Source organism: Affinundibacterium fentianense (genome assembly GCF_018139545.1).
GTDB lineage: Bacteria > Pseudomonadota > Gammaproteobacteria > Burkholderiales > Burkholderiaceae_D > Undibacterium > Undibacterium fentianense.
In genome coordinates, this window is sequence record NZ_JAGSPJ010000001.1 from 976,038 (window position 1) to 995,620 (window position 19,583).

Consider the following 19,583-nt stretch of genomic DNA (forward strand, 5'->3'; position numbering starts at 1 on the left):
ATCAACTTCACGGTTCAAATTTATATGTCAGATCAATTGCTCTACTCTCTCGTCCGACCATTTCTATTTTTTATGGACCCTGAAAGTGCGCACGACCTCACCCTCCCCAGCTTAAAGCGCGCCCACGAAATGGGATTGACGCGCTTACTACCCAAACCTGCAACTGACTTAAGAAAAGTCATGGGAATTGACTTTCCCAATCCTGTAGGCTTAGCGGCTGGGCTAGATAAAGATGGTCGCTACATTGATGGATTGGCTTCATTAGGATTCGGCTCAATTGAAATTGGTACGGTGACACCTCGCGCGCAAGCTGGCAATCCCAAACCTCGGATGTTTCGATTGCCGCAAGCGAACGCCATCATCAATCGAATGGGCTTTAATAATGGTGGCGTCGACGCATTCGTCGCAAATGTCCAAGCATCGCGTTTTTACCAAGAAAGACAAGGTGTATTGGGTCTCAATATTGGTAAAAATGCCGATACGCCAATCGAAAAAGCCGCCGACGACTACTTACTTTGCCTGAGTAAAGTCTATCCGTTTGCGAGCTATGTTACCGTCAATATTTCTTCGCCCAATACAAAGAATTTGCGCCAATTACAAGGAGCATCTGAACTAGATGACCTCCTTGCAAAACTCAAGGATTCCCAGCAACGATTGGCAGATCAACATAAACGCTATGTACCAATTACCCTAAAAATTGCGCCAGATATCGATAGCGAACAAATAAAAAATATTGCTGACTCACTTATTCGCCACAAAATAGATGGCGTTATCGCTACCAACACCACAATAACAAGGGATGCGGTAAAAGGCTTAAGTCATGGCGATGAGACGGGAGGATTATCTGGTGAACCTGTCTTTGAGTTATCAAATAAGGTCATTCGGGGATTGAAAGCGGAGTTGGGTGATACATTGCCGATTATTGGTGTGGGCGGAATCTTTAAAGGACAAGATGCTCTCGCAAAAATCCAAGCAGGCGCGTCTCTCGTTCAAGTCTATTCCGGATTGATTTATCGCGGGCCGGCCTTGGTGCGAGAATGCGCCTTAGCATTGCGCAATCAAAATACATCGATCTAAAGGAAATCGTGATCATTTTTTGGACTTAGCGAAAGATTATTGCCATCAACAAGATTTCCAAGGTCTATTCAAGCTAAAGCAATGGAAAGTATAGAATGAAATTAAAAAAACTCGGCAGTAGTGATTTGATGGTTTCCGAAGTCTGCTTAGGCACAATGACATTTGGCGAACAAAATTCCGAAACAGAGGCTCACGCGCAACTCGATTTTTCAATCGCAAGCGGTATCAATTTTATCGATACAGCCGAAATGTATCCTGTCATGCCGCGCGCTGAAACAGTCAATAGAACCGAACAATTCATTGGAAGTTGGCTCAAAAAATCTGGCCATCGCCAAAACATCATTTTGGCGACAAAAGTCGCAGGGCCATCTCGAGGCATGCCTTGGATACGCGGAGGTCAAAACGACCTTGATGAATTCAACATTCGAAGCGCCGTTGAAGCAAGCCTTACTCGCCTGAATACAGACTATATTGATCTCTATCAGTTACATTGGCCCAGTCGGAATGCACCGATTTTTGGTCAAAAAGAGTTCAATCCTGAACTGGAGCGTTCTTCCATCTCTATCGCAGAGACCTTGGATACCTTAGATCGCTTAGTAAAGGAAGGAAAAATTCGACATATTGGGGTCTCCAATGAAACACCTTGGGGGGTTAGCGAATTCATTCATACCGCTTGTCAAAACCAACAAGCGCGAATCGTATCAATACAGAATCCCTATCACTTAATGAACCGTAGTTTTGAGCAAGGTTTAACCGAAACATGCTACCGTGAACAAGTTGGCCTATTGGCGTATAGTCCATTGGCGTTCGGGCGTCTAACGGGAAAATATACCGACAATCCCTCCTCTCAAGGACGCCTCAATCAATTCCCGCCAACTTGGAGTCCGCGTTATATGCGCCCTGAGGTGATCAATGCGAGCGCGGAATATACGAAACTCGCGCGCGACTTTGGCATCAGCCCAACACAGCTTGCATTAGCATGGTGTTATTCGCGCTGGTTTGTCACAAGCACAATCATTGGCGCCACCAATTTACAACAGCTGGACGAAAATATTCGGGCATTAGATGTTCAGCTGACTGAGGAGATGATTATCGCTATTCAAGCAATTCATGCTAGAACCAATAACCCAGCACAATAATCCCAAACGCTCCTCGATGGCTCGCAACTAGAATGCTAATTAAGCAACTTACTCAACGCTTTAAACAGCTTGTTCTGCTCGAAAAGACAGCCGAGCCAGGCGAGGTAATCCTAAAACAAAGGCGCGTGTTTACCTTGCCAGGTCGAGCAGGAGTCGTGTTCGGATTGATGCTTATTTTGCTGTTTTTGACCTCCACAAATTACAACCTTAATTTAGGTTTTGGTATGACCTATTTGTTGGCTGGACTGGCGGTAGTCAACACATTGTTCACGTTTAGAAATCTTGCCTACCTTCGACTCAACACGGGACAAGGCGAGGCGGTTTTTTTGGGTGAAGTGGCGGAATTTCCGATACGTATTCAAAATACGCAGAACCTCGCACGCTATGCGATTCATATCGGTTTTTTGCAATCCTCGGCAATCGAACAGATTATCGACTTGCCACCCAACCAAATCATCAACCTCAAGCTCCGCACTATCGCAACACAACGAGGCTACCTAACTTGTCCGCGGATTCGTCTGCAAACTTGGTTTCCCCTCGGTCTTTTACGCGCTTGGAGTACATGGTTGCCCGACGCAAAAATCATCGTGTACCCAACACCAGAAGAGACGCCGCCACCGTTGCCAAGTTCAAATGAAGGCCAGTCAGAAACCTCACAGAATTCAGGCAATGAAGATTTTTCGGGTGTCCGCAGCTATCAACTTGGGGACCCATTGAAACATCTCTCTTGGAAGCATATCGCGAGAGTCGATCTAGACATGGGTGGTAAATTGGTGTCAAAACAATTTGCTGGCGCGAATGGCGGCAAAGTTATTCTCGATTTTGCCGCAACTGCTTCCCTGCTAAATTTAGAACAAAGACTGTCTCGTTTAAGCGCTTGGGTACTCGCAGCGGAACGGGCTCAAATGCAATATGGATTGCGTTTAGGAGGACTCGAGATTGAGGAAAATCAAGGCGAATCACATCGCAATGCCTGTCTGACTGCGTTAGCGCTTTTTGGTTTGGACGAACAGCATGTTTAGAAAAATACGTACATTTTTTGTCGCCAAATTCGCCATCGAAAAAAAAGAGAGCCTTTTGCTAGTGCTCGCCTGTTTTCTTGTACTGAGCAATCATTTTAATAATCTGTCAGCGTGGATAAGTGTCAGTACTGTTGGACTCATGCTATGGCGCGCTTGGCTCACATTACTTGGTCGAAAGCTACCTCCCCGATGGATTCTAATTCCTATCGCACTCGCCTTAATGGCAGGAATTTTCTGGCAATTCCGCAGTTTTTTCGGACGCGAGACGGGTGTCGCGATGTTGGCTCTGCTACTATCCTGCAAACTCCTTGAAATGCATGCAAAACGCGACCTCTTTGTGATTTTATTTCTTGGATTCTTTCTCTTACTCACGAGTTTTTTCGAATCACAATCGATAGGAACCGCGCTCCAGGTCGCGGTTGCCGCATTTGTTCTACTGTTGGCGCAATTAAGTTTTCAATTCAACAGCCACATTCCCAGTCTTTGGCAACGATCTGTGATACTTTTGAAAATGCTTGCTTTTGCCATACCGTTAACAATTATTAGCTTCTACTTGTTTCCCAGAATCCAAGGTCCGCTTTGGGGACTGCCTGGCGACGCGAATACCTCGCGCAGTGGGTTGTCTGATTCTATGGCTCCAGGAAATATCAGTAAATTAGCAATGTCAGAAGAGCTTGTTTTTAGGGTCAAATTTCTTCAAGAAGTCCCCCAAAAATCTGACTTGTATTGGCGCGCGATTGTATTAAGTAGCTTTGATGGTCGTCGCTGGACTGAAGGGCGAGGAACGAAGGAAGTCAAAGAACGCGAATTGGAAGTATTTGGGAAAGGAATCTCGCAAGAAATAACTCTGGAACCGGCAAATTCACATTTACTCTTCGGATTAGACAGTGTGCTTAAACCACCTTTCATCGAGAACAAACCGACGGAAATCAATTTTGAAGGAGAAATGTTCAGCCCCGCTTTGATCAATCATCGAATTCGTTATCAAGTGGTATCGCACACGAGATATCGACACAATGTCAATGAAGATCCTTTGATTTTGCGCCATAACTTGAGAATCCCAGCCAATCTGAACCCAGAAACAAAACAATTTGCGCAGAACTTGAGCTTAAAATTCAACGAGACGCAAGCAAAAGTCAATGCAGTGTTGCGGCACTTTCGTGAGGAAAAATTCTATTACACATTAGAACCGCCTTTATTGGGGCGCAACAGCATAGACGATTTTCTTTTCAATACGAAGACTGGTTTCTGTGAACACTACGCGAGCGCATTTGTGGTGTTAATGCGCGCGATGGGTGTCCCTGCTCGCGTCGTAACGGGCTACCAAGGAGGAACGCTCAATACGCAAGATCAGTATTATGAGGTGCGCCAATCCGATGCACATGCATGGGCCGAAGTTTGGGAATCAGGTCAAGGTTGGATTCGAGTTGACCCGACGGCAGCCGTCGCACCTGAACGTATTTTACAAAATCTGAGTGCAACTCAAAAAAGCACTGGATTCGCAGGCTTAGTCGGTGACTTGATAAAAGAAAACGCCTGGAGCAAAGCACTACGCATGCGCTGGAGCGCGATCAATAACTCTTGGAATCAATGGGTTCTCAACTACAACCAGGCACAACAATCGCGCCTATTAGAGATATTGGGTCTCCATCAGATCGATTGGAGCAAAGCACTCACTTCACTCTTCTTTATCGGTATTGTTGTAGTAGGCTTGTTGGCAATCCCATTAATTCCAAAGGCTGTTCCAATGTCCGCCCAAGACAAGCTCTATGCAAAGTTCTGCGCGAAATTTAAAAACTTTGGAATCGAACGCGCCATACATGAACCGCCCTCTAGCTATTTAGAACGAATCAAGCCAGTTCTTGAAAAAACAAAATATAAGCATGCAGAACAATTTATCGCCTACTATGTTGCGTTAAAATATGGAAAAATGACCAATTCAAATCTTGTCTTAAAAGACATGCGCGCTTTGCTCAAAAAACTTTGATCGACCTTTTCTTCTGACGCTATTTTGAACCATATTTCTCGCCTCCTCGTTGTTTGCGTTTTACTTTGCTTTGGTTTGTGTTTTGAATGGAACCCCACAGGAATAATGCTGTTCAAAACGGCATACGCGGCCACCAAGCAATCGAACAATTCAAATCAATCGACAAAATCAAAAAAGACTTCGGCAAAGAAGAACGCCAAGAAGACTTTAGGTAATCCAGCTCTCAATCGAACCGATAATGTGCACTACCTTGAATGGCAAGAGGTGCAAAGCTTTATCAAAGAGATGCAAAGCGAGCATCAGTTTCCTGCTCAGCAATTGACGCAGATTTTTGACAATGCGCGTTATGTCGAATCCGCGATTCAACTTATGAAACCTGCACCGGCAGGCAAGCCCAAAAATTGGAAAGCCTACCGAGCGAGATTCGTTGAAAATGGTCGCATCAATTCCGGTGTTTTGTTTTGGAATCGCAATCTTGAAAGTCTCAATCGCGCTGAGAATTTATTTGGTGTACCAGCAGAAATTATCGTCGGCTTAATAGGCGTCGAAACAATTTATGGCAAAAATATGGGGGGCTTTCGGGCCCTCGATGCCCTCTGTACACTCGCATTTTCATATCCAGATACGCCAAATCGCGTTGCTCGTATGGCTTTCTTCCGTTCGGAATTGGCCCAACTCTTACTCTGGAGCCGCGACACTGGTACCGACATTTATACTGTGAAGGCATCCTATGCTGGCGCCGTCGGACTAAGCCAATTCATGCCAAGTAGTTTGCGTCAATTTGCGATCGACTTTGATCAAGACGGTAAAATTGATTTGAGAGAGTCCGAAACCGATGCGATCGGGAGCGTAGCAAACTATCTAGCGAAGCACGGCTGGAAAAAAGGAGTCCCCTATGCATATCCAGCAACCTTCACGAGTGCAGAACCGAATGTTACGCAATTAGAAACGACACTTGGGCGCGGCCTTCAAGCAACTTTTTCATTATCCGAGCTAAAAGACTTGGTTAGCACCTCAGATGAATCCGCTCCCAAGCAAATTAGATACGGACTGATCGATCTCCAAAATGGCGAAGATCCCACTGAATATTGGTTAGCAACAGATAATTTTTTTGCGATTACGAAATACAATCGGAGTTACTTCTATGCCATGTCTGTGATTGATTTGGGGCGAGTCGTTGCGCAGACCCGTAGAATAGAGTAGCAAATTTGATAATATCCAAATGTTATGCTGCAAATAAAGAACTTCTCAATAATAAATATTGCAAATAAGAATTTTTTGGTCTAAAGTAATGTTATCTAATGATACATTTATGATGGCTTCGAGGAAAGTGTCAATAGATTTAACAATTTTCTTACTTTATTTCTCTGGCAAGAAGTAGATAAATTTATTTTAAAGATATAGTATTACTGTTTGATTAATTTACACAGTGCCCTCCTGCAACATCAATCATCATCAATAACGAGGTAATGATGCCAAACTTGACACAACTAGAATCAGATGAAATCGACTACGATCCAAATAATCTTTTGGATACATTGATCAAACAATTGCATCTGAAAAATGATGCTGCACTGTCCAGAGCACTGGAAGTTGCTCCACCGGTGATCAGTAAAATTCGTCATCGTCGTTTGCCAGTTGGCGCATCTTTATTGATACGTATGCATGAAATCAGTGATGTCAGCATTAAAGATTTGCGCGCACTGATGGGTGATCGCCGCGCTAAATTCCGCATTAGCGACAAGCAATTCAAACCTAAAGATGCCGAGAACAATGGCTAAATTGGTGTGAAATTGGTTTAGAAAAATCGAAGCTTAGTGAAATGCTAGCTTCGATTTTTTATTATTTGTTGTATTTTTGCTGCGGTTCATTTCTCTTGGTACGGCTGCGCTGCGAGATCACGCAAGCGCACTTACACTGTTGTTAAGCCGCTTCGAGTTGACTCTGATATATCTGTCGAGTCAAGATGCAACTGCGCAACTCACACGTTGTTCGCACTTTGGACAAAGCCCAATATTAGGCAGGAAAAACCCCTGTCGACAAATAGCGATCGCCTCGATCGCAAACAATAAACACGATAGTTGCATTCTCCACGGTTTCAGCCAGACGCAAGGCGACTTCGCATGCGCCAGCAGCCGAGATACCACAGAAAATTCCTTCCTCTACAGCTAATCTACGTGCCATCGCTTCTGCCGTTGATTGACTGACTGATTCCAGTCGGTCGATTTGCTCATGATTGAAAATTTTCGGCAAATACGCTTCTGGCCACTTACGAATGCCTGGAATTTGAGATCCGTCCTCAGGCTGCACACCAACGATTTGTATCTGTGGATTTTGTTCTTTCAGATATTTTGAGACGCCCATAATCGTACCGGTCGTTCCCATCGCACTGACAAAATGACTGACTTGTTCCTCAGTATCTCGCCAAATTTCCGGCCCAGTACTCTCGTAATGCGCAAGAGGATTATCGGCATTAGCAAATTGATCCAAAATTAGACCTTTGCCCTCTTTTTGCATTTGTTCAGCCAAATCACGGGCGGTTTCCATTCCACCCGCTTGCGGTGTCAGCACAATTTGTGCTCCGTATGCCGCCATACTCTGACGCCGTTCAACACTCAAATGCTCTGGCATTAACAAAACCATTTTGTATCCACGCATTGCCGCAGCCATCGCTAAGGCAATACCTGTATTTCCGCTGGTCGCTTCAATTAATGTATCGCCTGGTTTAATTTGGCCACGTTGTTCTGCCCGCTTAATCATGGACAGCGCTGGACGATCTTTTACCGACCCAGCAGGATTATTTCCTTCGAGTTTTCCAAGCACAATATTATTTCGCGCTTGCGCCTCTGCGCTCAAAAGTCTTTGCAAGCGCACTAAAGGCGTGTTTCCTATTGTGTCTTCAATCGTGATATAGGCCATATTGAGCGGTAATCTTAAAAGGCAAAATGCTATTTTAATCTCTTGCCAAGAATTCTGCTTATTTCCATTTAAACTGACGACGTTTTATAACAGCGTCTTATAAATGCGTTTTATAAATGCGTTAATAACTGCCTCTAAATTGATTTATCTTGGAAGTACGTCATCAGCAATCTTGTTTCGCATTAAATCGAGATCTCGCAAAACTCAAAGCCCGCTGGAACACCGAGCGGGCTTTGAACAATGATGCTGAATCTACACTTTCTCGTTTCACTCTCTGGAATGAATTAGAGTCGGAGAATTCAAACTTACTTCCGCGCTTACCAAACTAGACCAACTTAGTCTGGTATTTACTTCACGCTTATTTTTTACTTGCTGCACTGGCTGCACTTGCTGCGGATGCAGCAGCCGGCTCTGTCGATTTAAGAACAGGTTGATGTTGCCGTTTGCCGCTTGCCATGCCTGTCGCCACATCACGAGGTGTGGCTGCCGTCGCTGCACTTGCTGTCGCACTCGCTTTTTCAGTGACGGCAGGTGCCGCAGCCTTGACCGATGCAGCTTTACTCGCCGCAGCAGCTTCGACGGCGACAGCAGGCTTTGCTGGGGTTTGTGCGAAAGCGGCGCTAATGGTGATTGAGGCAACCGCGAGAGTCATCAATAATTTGTTCATAATTAGTCCGATCAGAAAAATGAGATTAATTGCCGTAGAAATCACTACGCCTTTCCACAACGCTGCCGAGGAAATTCATGTTGACACAGATTTGAAAATATCTAAGGAAATCGATAGTGAGCAGCACTCGCAGATCAATCAAGTCGCAAGCTCGATTTTTATTTGAATAGATGCCTTGTCGGCGCGATGCATTCACTGTTAACATCGACGCCCTAGGCAGTATTTCAGCCGAAATTATGCAGCTATGATTCGGCTCTTATTCAGTTGATTTATTTCACATCACAACGATCAGAAAACATTATGTTATTCACTGAAGTCTTATCGGGACTCCCCAAAGTCGATCATCTCGAGGCGATTGAACTCTACGAAAACGAAGCATTGTCGGCTCGCGTTGAAAATCAACCAGGATCATCAGGAAGCGTCCGAGTTTACTTTGCATTATTCCAAGAATTCCATTGTATCGATGCACGCGCTGCTAGCAAGGGCTTAGAGCTCTATTCTGAACACACCGCTGACGCGACACAATTTCCGGGAAAACACCCGAACATTGACAGACTTATTCAACTTATTCACGTCGCCGAGAGCAATACCTCGTATTGCCCTCTACAAGTCAAGCTAATTGAAAAATAAAAGGAGAAAGGAATTTCGCTGTCGAGTACAAGTCATTACATACATAACTTTGACTGCACTCGCAGTCCATGGGATTCCTACGCATGCGGTCCTTAATCTAATTTGGCAATCGCCAATTTCAGCGCCTCAAAACAGCGAACATCAATTGCTGTATGGAGATTTTCCGCCATCATTTCCAAGGTCTTTGGGATAGGAATGGCACCGCGATAGGGACGCTCAGCAGTAATCGCATCAAAAATATCTGCCGTCGTAATAATACGGGTTTCCAAAGTAATTTCCTCCGACTTCAGACCCTTAGGATAGCCAGTGCCATCAAGTTTTTCGTGATGTGCAGCCGCTACCTTTGCCAATTCAGAGAATGCTGCTATGCGCGACAAAATTGTCTCGGTATAACTAGCATGTAGTTTCACTGCATCCCACTCAGAGATATCCAATTTGCCAGCTTTGTCCAGGACACTATTGCTCACACCGAGTTTCCCAACATCATGCAAAAGTGCGCCACGTTTTAACCATCGACGTCGCTCAGGGCTTAAATCCAACGCCTCCGCGATCATATCGGTATAGAGCGCGACACGTGCACTGTGGCCACTGGTGTAAGGGCTTTTCGAATCGACGACCTGACCAAATGCAGCAGCGATATCGTCTAAATAATCATCATCGAGTGGCACTTCATTCGATTTTGGTTCAAGCGCCAACACTTTTTGTGTAATCTCTTGCGACTGTAAATCATCCCAAAATGCCTGATTTTGTGCAATCCGTTCAAATGCATCGACCAGCAGAGGATCAAACCAAACTCCTGAGCGATCACGAATTTCATTCAGAGCAGCAGCAGGACCATCTGCGATTTGGAACACATCAATGACCTGTGATAACAATGCGATTCTGGAGAACATAGGTATCGCTTCAGCTTTCAATTGATCTGGACGCCCTTGCCCATTGAAATGCTCATCAAGGCTGTAGATACCTTGAGCAACTTCTTCTGAAAATCGTAAAAGACGTGCAATTTCAGCACCGCGATGACAACGCGTTGCAATCAGCTCCTGCGCTATATTTCTTCCGTCACGTAAGATCGTCAAAACACTACGAAATCGCTCAGCTAAACCCGCTTTCAAACCAGTATGTTTTAAAACAAAATGCAAAACTTGAGGAAGACTATCCCCTACCGTTTTGAAATCGCGCTTAAATTGCAAATCGTCTGCCAGATACAGTTCACAAATACGCGCAGCATTACTGCTGCATCCGAGATCCTTCAGCAGCAAGGTGTAATACAAATCCCAGAGTTGATCTTCAGGAAGTCGAATCTCACGCCCGATATGCATTCCGATCCAACAACACCGAATACAATGTCCCTCTGGCTGTCCCTCGGTAATATCTAGAGCATGGCTGAGCGCGCTGATCAGCTCGGACAACTTCAGCCCGGGCGCTGATTGAATTGTGCCATTTGCATTGTGACTACACTCTGACATGAAGAATCCCTCCCTGACAACCTGCCAAGCCGATTGAGTCCAATCCGGCACCAGAACAGAGAATACTCTAAATCAAAAAAAAATGCCGCGATGAAACTATCACGGCATTTTTTAGTATCCAATTTATTTGGAGAAACGACTATTTTCCAATTGCAAACAATACAGCATTGTTGATTGCATACACCTTACCGTCCGGACCAACCGCAGTCGGTGTATAAGACTCGCCTAAGCCACTCGTTAACCGTATTTTTTCACTGAGTTTATTGCTCGTCAAATCCCATCGATACAAAATGCCATCCTCACTATTGACCACCACAGATTTAGTAAAAGGATCTACCGCTGCCGTATTCACACACCATTCAATAAAGCCACCTGGTACATTCGGATCAGGAGTTGGGCCAAGTAAGGTTAACACTTCCGTCATTACTTTTAATGGAGAGATTCGATCTAACTGCTCATTGTGTGGATCAAGAATCGCAATTTCGTTCATCCCGTTTCCAGAACCAGCTCGCTCATAATTATTGTATTTAACCATCAATAAATAGGAAGATGAGCCTTTATAACTCGGTACCAAATTCGCAGGAACTATTGATGGCGTGTCATCCCACCCAAACGATCCGGGAGTTTTAGTTTGGGACAAGTCCGCATTAAAATGCAAAAGCCAACCACGCGCATTATGTGACCCATAGGTCGCCTCCAGAACACCAATATAAACGTCACCATCCGGCGCAATTAAAGGTGAGGCAGTACTGTCATCAGAAATGTTCGCCGGTGCTTTTTCAAATGGATCGATGAGCTGTACTTTCGATTTCAATGCCAGCGTGCCACTATCCAACGCCAACATATAGCCTGTTTGGCGAACGCCCGTTGCGATATTATCGTTGGCGACAACATAGATCGTCTTTTGATCTTTCGAAACAGCGATCGCACTATTCGTGGCAGCTTTAGCAATCCCTGGTGCGAGACCCGCAATACTGACAGTGGTGACTTTGCCATCGGGTGTGATTTTTGTAATTCCGCTAGTTAGATTCGCAGCATTGCCTGGTGCTGCAATAAAGCCGAAATAGACGTTATTTTGTGAATCACTTGTAATCGGCGTATTGATAATAATGCTGCGATCTAAGCTTGCCTTATTGGCGGAATAAACGGCATCGCCATAAAATACAATATTCTTTAGCGTACCCGTACTCGCGTCGACATCATCGCGATAATAAACTTTACCACCGGCACCGGGCGCGTATACGCGATTGTTGGCTGTCAAGGTCACGTTATAAGTCGGTGTCCAACGATAAGGTGGCATGATGTAGTCGGTGTTTTCAGACCATATGACTTTTCCATCGTTTCCATTTCTAGCCTCAAACCGATACACTGGATCCGAGGCGATTTTAACTGGCATGACGACTGTGTTTTTCGCGCTAATGACTGGTGAGCCATAGTGCACTAACAAATAGCCCTGCGCAGAATATTTGGGAGCGAGATCCACTGGCGCCTGCCAAACTATTTTTGAAAACGATTGCGTTGCGACAGCGGACAATGCCTCATGCTGTGCGTTCCCCGCATGACTTAACCATGGCGGCCCAACCACACCTGAATTTCCATTGCCAGTACCCGTACCGGTTCCAGTCCCTGTTCCTGAACCGGAACTCGATGAGCTCGTCCCGGTACCAGAGCCACCACAAGCAACAATTATCGAAGAAGTGAACACAGCCAAAACCAAGCTTAGTAAAATTTTATTGTGTTTCGCTGTATTTCTATCTGTATTTCTATCTTTATTTTTATGTTTATCTAGCATTTTGATGGTCTCGATTATTTCATTATATGGATACGATTCTTCCACTTTTCAGATGAAGCACGCAAATGAAAAGTCAAAGAATTTAATGTTTTTATTAATAAACCGAGTAAGATTGACCCAATTCAAAGAAAAATTCAAGTGGTCTTGAAAGATAATCAAAGTCAATGCATTTTGGTGAATTTTTCCAAGACAAAATCGCGAGCAGTGATCGACTTGATATGAATTACGAAGCGTCTAAGAACGTCACGCACAAGCCCACGACCTCCATCATTTTTTTCATGTTCAATGCTGTAATGAATACATTTCTGTCCCGTCTTGCTCTGCCCACTTTTTTCTTACTTTTGCTGATTGGATGCCAAGACAAAACAGCGTCAACAGCGCAGCAAGCAAGTGCAGAAGATCAGCAAGTTCTCCAACAACCAGATCAAATGGGATCAGGCGTCAAACACGCTCCCACTCCACACATAGAAAAAAGAACTTACCCCATCGTATTCATCACCCAAGTTCCAACCCAGCATGACCTCAACACGCGACTATCTGCATTTGCCAATCATCGAACCAGCGTGATCGACGTACCACGTGGCGGTGATCTCATGTTGCGCTACCCCGACGGTGTACTACGCAATCTCAGTGCAGAAGCGGGGCTCGGGATGCAAGGGATACAATTGAACAAAGCGATCGCAGTGCGCGAACCTTCTGTGCATCCAAACGGACAGACGATCTTAGTCAGCATTTTGATAGGATCACCGCACAAAAACCAAAGCAGCGCAAACTACAAATGGCAAATTTACGAAGTCACGCAGCTAGGGCGAAACGAAAAACCGCGCTTCCAGAGAGTTGCGGGTCAACCGACTGAATATAATCAACTCTCTCCAATTTATGCCGATAACGGAGATATCATTTTCACCTCGGATCGTCCTAGAACAGGTGAACCGCACCTATATCCACAACTTGATGAATACGAAGCAACGCCGAGCGTCAGTGGAATTTGGAAACTAAATCGCAAGAGCGGTAAATTGCAATTGCTGACGCACACACCGAGCGGTGCGTTCAGTCCTATGATCGATAGTTTTGGGCGCGTACTGTTTACTCGCTGGGATCATTTACAGCAAGATCAACTCGCTGATCGTGATCGCGATGCGGAACGCAATCGAGTACAGTTGCCCTTCGCTTCTTTCAATTTTAACGACGAGTCTGTACAGGCAAAGCGTTTGAACCATCGCAATGAAATTTTTCCTGAATCACGCGTTGGTAGTACCAGCACCTACGGGCAAGTGAACGCATTCCGTAGTAATTTTTTTTCGCTTTGGCAAGTTGATCAATCAGGTGGCAACGAAGAAACCATCAATCATCTTGGCTTACATGAGCTCAATTTTGGATATCTAATGCCTAGCTTCAGCGAGGATCCTAATTTGAGCAAGCAAACCAATTTATCACTGCACGAAAATCGCATCCCCATGCGACGTGAAGGGGGTTTTTTTCATCCTCGCGAAGACCCACTTCACCCTGGTACCTACTATGGAATTAATGCTCGAGAATCAGGGTCGTTTACGACAGATAGCATTATTAAACTCATCGCGCCGCCGCACGCTAATCCCGAACAGATTCGCGTTGTTGCTGTTACGAAAATGGAGAAAAACGATCAATTGCATGATGGGCGTTACCGCAACCCGCTCCCACTATCAGATGGCCGCTTGTTAGCCAGCCGTACCAGTGATCAACTTCCCCCGCAAGCTGAGACTAGCCTGCGCGATCTACGTTTGACTTTTTTAGAAGAGGATCTACAAACTGGCTATTTTAAGCCCACCAAGCCACTCACATCGGGTATTCGTAAGAAACTAAGCTGGTGGGAAGGAGAAAAACTTCGGCACTTTGATGGCGAGTTATGGGAGTTAGAAGCAGTGGAATTGAGGCCACGAACAATCAGTCCTCCTACAACAATGACACTAGAACGCCCAGAACAAGCCGTTTTTGAAGAAGAACAAGTCAATGTGAAGGAACTTCAAGCATGGTTGGAAAATGAACGGCTTGCACTCATCGTGACACGAAATCAAACTAGTCGTGATCGCGCTGATCGACAACAACCGTTCAATTTAGAAATAGAGAATGGCACAAAGACAGTGTCAAACGAATTCTCTAAAGGCAAAATCTATCAGCTTCAACACTTTCAAATTTTGCAGGCCGAACAAATTCGTGCGTATCCAGATCGCGCTGGTAGGCGCAATCTTGCACAGACAATTCCGAATTTTCACCCTGTCAATAAAGTCCCATCCACCCTAAATGAAAACTTACAGAGCAGCGTCATCATCGAAAAAGATGGTTCGACCGCAGTGATTGTGCCAGCAGAGAGAGCACTAACCTGGCAGACAACAGACTCGAAGGGAACGCCCGTTGTACGCGAGCGAAATTGGGTGACATTCAAATCGGGAGAAATTCGCGTCTGCGCTTCATGTCACGGTGTGAATCAGCGCGATCAAGCCGGATTTTTGGCTCCAACCAATAAGCCTGAGGCTTTACGTGAACTTCTCAGACGATGGAAGAAAACAAGCCAACTCCGCGCATCTTCACTCAACTCACCGATAAAATAACAAGTTAAAGCGATCAATGGAGCCACCCTAGGGCGAAAAGCGCCCTTTTCTGTGATACACAATCGTGCGAACGCCGGAAAACACTGAAATAGCAGAGTTTTTAGAGTGAAAAGCCTTTATAATCAAAGGTTTTTCGAGAGCATCTTTATCCTAAAGACTCTCGGAACCAAAGCTGCAAAATAAAGCAGCATGATTCGATCAAATTGGCATTTTCAAAAAGAATTAAAAGAATGAAGGTTTTCCGCGGTCTTCCCAATATGACATCACGCGCTCCATGCGCACTGGCTATTGGCAACTTTGATGGCGTCCATCTTGGACATCAAGCCTTGCTGTCTGATTTACGTGCGGCTGCAACACGCCTACAAATTGACGCGGCAGTCATGAGCTTCGAGCCACATCCGCGCGCTTTTTTTGCACAAAAGCTCGGCGACCTTTCAAAAGCGCCGACTCGCATTGCGAATTTGCGCGACAATTTATCCGCCCTTGATCTCGCCGGGATAGATCGTGTCATCGTCGAACACTTTAATGCGCACTTTGCTGCGCTCAGCCCAGAAGAATTTATCAAAAACATTTTAGTCGATGGACTACACGTCAAGCTAGTCATGGTCGGCGACGACTTCCGCTTTGGTGCGAAACGGGCTGGCGATATCCATACATTAAAAGAAGCAGGCGAGCGTTATGGTTTTGTTGTGCAAACCATGAATACCGTCGAGCGTAATGGCGAGAGAATTTCTTCGTCTGCCGTACGTGCTGCTTTAGCTGCAGGCGATTTTGACGAAGCCAAACATTTACTTGGTCGCCCATATCAAATTTCTGGTCACGTTGTGCACGGTCAAAAACTTGGTCGGACTTTAGGTTTTCCGACTTTGAACTTGCGCATCGCGCACCATAAACCTGCCGTGATGGGCATTTTTGTGGTGCAAGTACATGGCTTGAGTGAACAGCCTTTGCCAGCGGTCGCAAGTATGGGTGTGCGTCCAACGGTGGATGATAGTGGTCGGGTTTTACTTGAAACTCACATCCTTGATCAGCATGTGGATGCATATGGCAAGGTTATTCACGTCGAGTTTTTACAAAAGCTGCGCGACGAAGAAAAGTATGTGGACTTACCGACCTTAACTGCCGCGATCAACCGCGACGCCGATCAAGCGCGTAGCTATTTTAAGCAACGCAATGGCTCCGCTACAGACCGAATTTGAAGGACGCCTAGCGTCCTCTCTCATCCAACATTTTTTATACCGATTTTAGATTTCAAATTGAAGCGAAACGACTATGTCTAACGATAAGCAAGCAAAAAAAGAATCCGCAAAACCTGCAAGTAAGTACCCGGTCAACATGACGGAAACTCCCTTCCCTATGCGTGGCGATCTCGCTAAGCGCGAGCCACAATGGGTGAAGAACTGGCAAGAAAAGAAAATTTACGAACGTGTACGCAAAGCAGCCAAAGGTCGCCCAACATTCATCTTGCATGATGGTCCTCCATACGCCAACGGTGACATCCACATCGGTCACGCTGTCAACAAAATCTTGAAAGACATGATCATCAAAGCGCGCACCTTGGGTGGCTTTGATGCGCCTTACGTACCGGGCTGGGATTGCCACGGTATGCCGATCGAAATCCAAATCGAAAAACTGCACGGCAAGAATTTACCTGTCGCCGAAGTGCAAGCCAAGGCACGTGCGTATGCAGAAGAACAAATCGAACGTCAAAAAGCCGACTTCATCCGGCTAGGTGTGTTGGGCGAATGGGACAATCCCTACAAGACCATGGCTTTCGGTAACGAAGCGGACGAAATCCGTGCGCTCGGTCAGTTGTTCGACAAAGGCTATGTGTATCGTGGTTTGAAACCAGTGAACTGGTGTTTCGATTGCGGCTCCGCTTTGGCTGAAGCTGAAGTCGAATACGAAAACAAGCGCGATCCATCGATCGACGTTGGTTTCCCATTTGTAGGCGGTGAAGAAAACGCCAAAATTGCCAAAGCTTTCGGCTTAGACAAACTACCACTCGACAAAGGTTATTGCGTGATCTGGACCACGACCCCGTGGACCATTCCATCCAACCAAGCCTTGAACATGCATCCAGAAATCACTTACGCTTTGGTGAAAACCGAGCGTGATGGTGAACCTTGCTTGATCTTGATGGCGAAAGATTTGGTTGAAGCGGCGTTCACGAATTGGAATTTGCAACCAGAAATCATCGCAACTTGCTTGGGTGAAGCTTTATCACTGGTTCAATTCAAACATCCTTTAGCAGCTACGCATGAAGGCTACGATCGTACGTCTCCCGTGTACTTGGGCGATTACGTTAGCACCGAAACCGGTACTGGGGTAGTCCACTCCGCTCCGTCTTACGGTATCGAAGACTTTTTGTCTTGCAAAGCGCATGGTATGAAAGACGACGCCATGCTCAACCCAGTCATGGGTGATGGCCGCTACGCATCATGGTTACCGTTCTTCGCAGGCATGACCATCTGGGAAGCCTCCAAGCCTATCTGCGACAAATTGCGTGAGGCAGGTACCTTGTTCTCACTCAAAATGTTTGACCACAGCTACATGCATTGCTGGCGTCATAAAACACCGATCGTCTATCGTGCTACCTCACAATGGTTTGCCAGCATGGATAACGCGCCTAAAGCGGGCGGTGCTAGTTTGCGCGAAACAGCTTTGGCAGCGATCGATCAAACCGCCTTCTACCCATCTTGGGGTAAAGCACGTTTGCATGGCATGATCGCGAATCGTCCTGATTGGACCTTGTCGCGCCAACGTCAATGGGGCGTGCCGATGGCCTTCCTCTTGCACAAAGAAACTGGACAAATCCATCCACGCACGCCAGAGTTGTTAGAAGTAATTGCGAAGCGCGTCGAAAAAGAAGGTATCGAAGCTTGGCAAAACATCATGGTTGAAGAATTGATCGGCGATGAAGCAGCGATGTATGAAAAAAATCGCGATACGCTAGACGTGTGGTTCGATTCCGGCGCAACGCATTTCACGGTCTTGCGCGGCTCACACAAAGAACAATCTGCCTACCCTGCTGATCTCTACCTCGAAGGTTCCGATCAACATCGCGGCTGGTTCCACTCTTCTTTGTTGACTGCATCCATGCTCGACGGCCACGCGCCCTACAAAGCTTTGTTGACACACGGTTTCGTGGTCGATGGCGAAGGCAAAAAAATGTCTAAGTCCAAAGGCAATGTGATCGCGCCTCAAAAAGTGTTCGACACTTTGGGTGCTGACATCTTGCGTTTGTGGGTGGCATCAACCGATTACTCCGGCGAACTCTCGATCTCCGATGAAATCTTGAAACGCGTAACGGAAGCCTATCGTCGTATCCGTAACACCTTGCGTTTCTTATTGGCGAACACTTCAGACTTCGACTTCAGCAAAGACGCTGTGGCGACAAGCGAGTTGCTCGAAATCGATCAATACGCAATCGCCCACACGGCAGCTCTGCAGAAAGAAATCTTGGCGCACTACGATGCCTTCGAGTTCCACCCTGTGATCAGCAAATTGCAATCCTTCTGCTCTGAAGATTTGGGCGGTTTCTACCTCGACATCTTGAAAGATCGTTTGTACACCAGCGGCACAACATCATTTGCACGTCGCTCTGCACAAACCGCCATCTGGCACATCACACAAAGCTTGTTGCGTTTGATGGCACCAACTTTGTCGTTCACCGCCGAAGAAGCATGGCAAAGTTTTGCGAGCGCAGAAGCGTTCAAAGGCAGCGACGAGACTATCTTTACACAAACTTACTACGAGCTGCCAGCCATCGCCAATAGCGAAGCCTTGGAAGCGAAATACGCAAGTTTGCGTGCCGTGCGTGCTGACGTGACTAAGCAATTAGAAGAAGTGCGTGTCTCTGGCGCGATCGGTTCTTCTTTGCAAGCAGAAGTCTCGATCAAAGCCAGCGGCGATAAATTCAATGTTTTGAGTAGCCTCGAAGACGATTTGAAATTTGCGCTAATCACTTCCGCTGCTAGCGTCGAACAAGTGGCAAGTGAAGCTGAAGAAACGGTAGTAGTCAACGCATCCAAGTACCAAAAATGCGAACGCTGCTGGCACTATCGCGCAGATGTGGGTGTGAATACTGAACATCCAACTTTGTGCGGCCGTTGCAATAGCAATTTGTTTGGTGCGGGCGAAAAGCGTAAGTTTGCTTAATTTGAAAATGCAGTAAAAAAATGTAGGGCAGGTGCAACTCGCCCTGCGAACGAACAAATCCCCTCTCCCGCAAGCGGGAGAGGGTTAGGGTGAGGGTGGTTCAGAAGCTGCAAAGCCTAAAAGTATAGATCAGTG

At 46.0% G+C, this 19,583-nt stretch carries 14 protein-coding genes; 10 read left to right on the plus strand and 4 right to left on the minus strand.

The features are described 5' to 3' along the window. The first annotated feature begins 24 nt into the window (after window positions 1–24). The 6 genes from KDM90_RS04285 (at window position 25) to KDM90_RS04310 (ending at window position 7,006) form a co-directional block, all read left to right on the plus strand. Entirely contained in the window at window positions 25–1,077 is a 1,053-nt protein-coding gene (locus KDM90_RS04285) for a quinone-dependent dihydroorotate dehydrogenase (protein WP_212674307.1), read from the plus strand. A gap of 95 nt (window positions 1,078–1,172) precedes the next feature. After that, entirely contained in the window at window positions 1,173–2,216 is a 1,044-nt protein-coding gene (locus tag KDM90_RS04290) for an aldo/keto reductase (protein WP_212674308.1), read from the plus strand. 32 nt (window positions 2,217–2,248) lie between these two features. Next, window positions 2,249–3,238, plus strand: coding sequence for a DUF58 domain-containing protein (locus KDM90_RS04295; protein WP_212674309.1), 990 nt, complete (start codon window positions 2,249–2,251; stop codon window positions 3,236–3,238). Beyond that, window positions 3,231–5,225 carry a transglutaminase TgpA family protein gene (locus tag KDM90_RS04300; RefSeq protein ID WP_212674310.1) on the plus strand — a complete coding sequence of 665 codons (1,995 nt, stop codon included), beginning with the start codon at window positions 3,231–3,233 and terminating at the stop codon, window positions 5,223–5,225. The genes KDM90_RS04295 and KDM90_RS04300 overlap by 8 nt, the downstream gene beginning before the upstream one ends. Before the next feature lie 105 nt (window positions 5,226–5,330). Then, on the plus strand, window positions 5,331–6,428 hold the full coding sequence (gene mltB, locus KDM90_RS04305) for a lytic murein transglycosylase B (RefSeq protein ID WP_212674311.1): 1,098 nt from the start codon (window positions 5,331–5,333) through the stop codon (window positions 6,426–6,428). A gap of 266 nt (window positions 6,429–6,694) precedes the next feature. After that, entirely contained in the window at window positions 6,695–7,006 is a 312-nt protein-coding gene (locus KDM90_RS04310) for a hypothetical protein (protein WP_212674312.1), read from the plus strand. A gap of 235 nt (window positions 7,007–7,241) precedes the next feature. Here the strand turns inward: KDM90_RS04310 and cysM are convergent, their stop codons facing one another. Together cysM and KDM90_RS04320 are read right to left on the minus strand one after the other, a co-directional pair. After that, the gene (cysM, locus tag KDM90_RS04315; protein WP_212674313.1) at window positions 7,242–8,144 is read right to left on the minus strand and encodes a cysteine synthase CysM; all 903 of its coding nucleotides are present in this window, start codon (window positions 8,142–8,144) and stop codon (window positions 7,242–7,244) included. Between the two features lie 358 nt (window positions 8,145–8,502). Then, entirely contained in the window at window positions 8,503–8,811 is a 309-nt protein-coding gene (locus KDM90_RS04320; RefSeq protein WP_212674314.1) for a hypothetical protein, read from the minus strand. A 300-nt stretch (window positions 8,812–9,111) separates the two neighbouring features. On the opposite strand from KDM90_RS04320, the gene KDM90_RS04325 reads away from it, so the two are divergent. Further along, window positions 9,112–9,441, plus strand: a complete 330-nt coding sequence (locus KDM90_RS04325) for a DUF2322 family protein (RefSeq protein WP_212674315.1) — start codon at window positions 9,112–9,114, stop codon at window positions 9,439–9,441. A gap of 92 nt (window positions 9,442–9,533) precedes the next feature. Here KDM90_RS04325 and KDM90_RS04330 read toward each other — a convergent pair whose 3' ends face one another. Together KDM90_RS04330 and KDM90_RS04335 are read right to left on the minus strand one after the other, a co-directional pair. Further along, the gene (locus tag KDM90_RS04330; protein WP_212674316.1) at window positions 9,534–10,907 is read right to left on the minus strand and encodes an HD-GYP domain-containing protein; all 1,374 of its coding nucleotides are present in this window, start codon (window positions 10,905–10,907) and stop codon (window positions 9,534–9,536) included. A 139-nt stretch (window positions 10,908–11,046) separates the two neighbouring features. Continuing rightward, a complete protein-coding gene (locus tag KDM90_RS04335) occupies window positions 11,047–12,699 on the minus strand; it encodes a hypothetical protein (RefSeq protein WP_212674317.1) in 1,653 nt (550 codons plus the stop codon). A gap of 293 nt (window positions 12,700–12,992) precedes the next feature. Between KDM90_RS04335 and KDM90_RS04340 the strand changes: the two genes are divergently transcribed. The 3 genes from KDM90_RS04340 to ileS all read left to right on the plus strand — a co-directional run bounded on the left by KDM90_RS04340 (window position 12,993) and on the right by ileS (window position 19,448). Beyond that, window positions 12,993–15,287 carry an HzsA-related protein gene (locus tag KDM90_RS04340; protein ID WP_212674318.1) on the plus strand — a complete coding sequence of 765 codons (2,295 nt, stop codon included), beginning with the start codon at window positions 12,993–12,995 and terminating at the stop codon, window positions 15,285–15,287. Between the two features lie 230 nt (window positions 15,288–15,517). Next, on the plus strand, window positions 15,518–16,486 hold the full coding sequence (locus tag KDM90_RS04345) for a bifunctional riboflavin kinase/FAD synthetase (RefSeq protein WP_212674319.1): 969 nt from the start codon (window positions 15,518–15,520) through the stop codon (window positions 16,484–16,486). A gap of 73 nt (window positions 16,487–16,559) precedes the next feature. Beyond that, window positions 16,560–19,448: an isoleucine--tRNA ligase gene (gene ileS / locus KDM90_RS04350; protein ID WP_212674320.1), complete on the plus strand. Its 2,889-nt coding sequence runs from the start codon at window positions 16,560–16,562 to the stop codon at window positions 19,446–19,448. Window positions 19,449–19,583 lie beyond the last annotated feature (135 nt).